Raw genomic sequence first — 1,937 nt, forward strand, 5'->3', positions numbered from 1 at the left:
GGTCAACCTGCTGAACGAGCCGGCGCTGGACGGGCTGACGGCGCTCGCGGGGTGATCTCGTCCCACCGGTCCCACACCGCCCGGGAGATGCGGGCAATCCGGGGGCCGCCAACCCCGCCGCCGGCAACCCCGCGGCCACCAGCCCGGGAGCCACCGCGCCGGGCGCCGCTACCCCCGGCGGTGCCGCCGCGCCGGGGGCCCCGGCCGCGACGGGCGGCGCCTGATGGCCGTGATCGCGGTGGTCGGCGGCCCGGGCGCGCCGGGCGCGACCACCACCGCCCTGGCACTGCTGCTGTCCTGGCCGCTGCCGCCCGGCCGGCGGATCCTGCTGGTCGAGGCCGACCCGGACGGCGGCGCGGTGCTCGCCGGCGCCCTGGAGGGCCGGGTCGAGGCGGTGTACGGGCTGCGCAACCTGGCCGTCGCCGACCGGCGCGGGCTGCTCGCGCAGACCATCTGGGAGCAGCTGATCGACCTCTCGCCCGAGGGCAACGCCGAACGGCTGCTGCTGCCCGGGCTGACCGACCCCACCCAGGCGCCCGGCCTCGCCTACACCTGGGAGCCGCTCGCCGAACTGCTGCACGGCGTGGAGCAGCAGGGCTACGACGTCATCGTGGACCTCGGCCGCTCCGGCGCCACCGGCCACAGCGCGGTGCTGGCCCGCCGCGCCGACGTGGTGGTGGCGACCGTGCGCACCACGCTGCGCGGGCTGAGCTCGGTCCGGCCCCGGCTCGCCGCCCTGGCCGAGGACCTCGCCTCGGCCGGCACCGGGGCGGACGCGCTCGGGCTGCTGCTGGTCGCCGAGGGCCCGTACACCCGGGCGGAGGTCTCCCGCGAGCTCGGGCTGCCGGTGCTCGGGGTGCTGCCGCACGCCGCCCGGACGGCGAAGGTGCTCTCCGACGGCGGGGACACCACCGACCGGCGGTTCATCCGTTCGGAGCTGATGCGGACGGCGCGGTCGGCGGCGGACGAGGTGCAGCTGCTGATCCGCCGCCGGCGCCAGCGGCTCGCGCCGGGCGCGGTGCAGGACGCGGCGCCGGCCCAGCTGACGGCGGGCGGCCCGGCGGCGGGTCCGGTCGCGGCGGGGGCGCCGACGCCTCAGGTTCCGGTGCCGACGGTGCCGACGGGCCCGGTGCCGATGGGCCCGGTGCCGATGGGCCCGGCGCCGATGGGCCCGGTGCCGGCCGCACCGATGCCGACCCCGCCGGTGCCGATGGCGCCGCAGCCGTCGATGCCCGCGGCCGGGCCGGTCCCTGCTCCCGCGCCGGGCCCGTACGGGCAGTCGGCGTACGGGTCGGGCGGCCAGTCGGGGTACGCCCAGCCGGGGTACGGCCAGTCCGGGTACGGGCCGGGCGGCCACGGCCGGACCGCGTACCCGCCCGGTGCGTACGGCGCTGCTGCCCACGGCCAGTCCGGGCAGGGCCGGTCCGGGTACGGCCGGTCGGGCTACGGGGCGGCCGAGGGCGAGCAGCCCTCGTACACCCCGCCGCAGCCCGCGCCACCGGTGATCACCACCGGTCCGGTGGCGCCGCTGGCCGGGCTGGCGCCGCAGCCGGCCGCGCCGGCACCGTTCCCGGCGCACGTCCAGTCCGCCCCCTACGGCGAACCGGACGACCGGTACCCGCTCCAGCAACCGGTTGTGACGGACCGTCAGGACGATGCGAGCGGGCCGTACCCGCACGACCCCGGGGAGGTGCTCCGTGCGCGGTAGCCCCCTGCACCAGCGACCCGCGTCCGATCCGGCCGCCCTGCCCTGGGCCGCGCCGGTGTCCGCGCCCGCGCCGGCGACCGGCCCGGTCGCCCCGCCGCACGGGTACCAGCCGGGCCCGGTCGCGCCCCAGCCCGTCCAGCCACAGCCCGTCGCACCGCAGCCTGGCCAGACCTCTCCTCGACCCCGGCCCGCACCGTGCCGCACGTCCAGGTGATCGCCCACCGCGGTT

Annotated in this window: 1 protein-coding gene; it reads left to right on the top strand. The window is 79.6% G+C overall.

Going from position 1 to position 1,937, the window contains the following annotated elements:
• Positions 1 to 223 precede the first annotated feature (223 nt).
• Entirely contained in the window at positions 224 to 1,708 is a 1,485-nt protein-coding gene (locus tag ABZW03_RS40300) for a hypothetical protein (protein ID WP_355269777.1), read from the top strand.
• The last annotated feature ends 229 nt before the right edge of the window (positions 1,709 to 1,937 follow it).

This window comes from Kitasatospora sp. NPDC004799, assembly GCF_040609095.1.
Taxonomy (GTDB): Bacteria; Actinomycetota; Actinomycetes; order Streptomycetales; family Streptomycetaceae; genus Kitasatospora.